The sequence below is a fragment of the Streptomyces diastatochromogenes genome, assembly GCF_002242805.1.
In the GTDB taxonomy this organism is placed as follows: Bacteria; Actinomycetota; Actinomycetes; order Streptomycetales; family Streptomycetaceae; genus Streptomyces; species Streptomyces diastatochromogenes.
Genome location: NZ_MCGQ01000059.1, coordinates 565 through 1,234 on the forward strand (window position 1 = coordinate 565; position 670 = coordinate 1,234).

The 670-nt window shown below is 67.2% G+C and carries 1 protein-coding gene and 1 pseudogene; one reads left to right on the forward strand and one right to left on the reverse strand.

All coding sequences use genetic code 11. The features are described from left to right. Positions 1 to 178 (reverse strand): ferritin-like fold-containing protein (locus BEK98_RS50475; protein ID WP_425276660.1); only part of this gene is annotated, 178 nt, incomplete at its 3' end. A 281-nt stretch (positions 179 to 459) separates the two neighbouring features. Between BEK98_RS50475 and BEK98_RS51470 the strand changes: the two are divergent. Continuing rightward, positions 460 to 670, forward strand: a pseudogene (locus BEK98_RS51470) (hypothetical protein); the annotation flags it as partial.

Here is a 670-nt window from a genome sequence, read left to right on the forward strand (position 1 = left end):
CCGCGAGCCGCTCGAACGCCGCAAGCTCCCCGTACGCGAGCGCGCCGAGCAGGTCCACGACCGCGGCACGGTACTGCGGTTCGGCGGACGCCTGCGCCCAGTCCTGGGCGGCGACGCCGGTGTGTTCGGCGGGTGCGGACTCGTTCTCAGGCTTGTCAGAGCTAGTCATGAGGCGCACAATAGCCCGCTTGCCGCACCTCGGAAGCCCCTGGCCAACCACTGTGACCACGACTACGTGACCAAATCGGCCATCGCGTGTGCGCCAATCCGGGGTATGGTGGTAATGCGCCTGCTGAGTGCGTCGACGGTATTCGACGTGCCTTGACAGGGCGCACGCATGAGGATGCCCGGTCGGTGGCCCGATCGGCTCCGACCCGACAGCCCTCCCTGGCCGTACGGCTCATTACGTACGACGACCGGAGGGACCCCCTCAGCGGTACGAGCGCTAGAGCGTCGGCAGTGGTCCCGTGTCATACGGCTTGCCCAAGTGGTTCGTCCGTACGGCAGCCGACGTCCCCGGCACGGTCAGTCATGACCCCCGCGCTCGCCTCGCACCGCGCACACAGAAGAGGCAAAACCCTGACTACGACGTTTCGTGAACTCGGAATCCTGCCCGAGACCGCCGAGGCCCTGGAGGCCGTCGGCATCATCACTCCCTTCCCCATCCAGG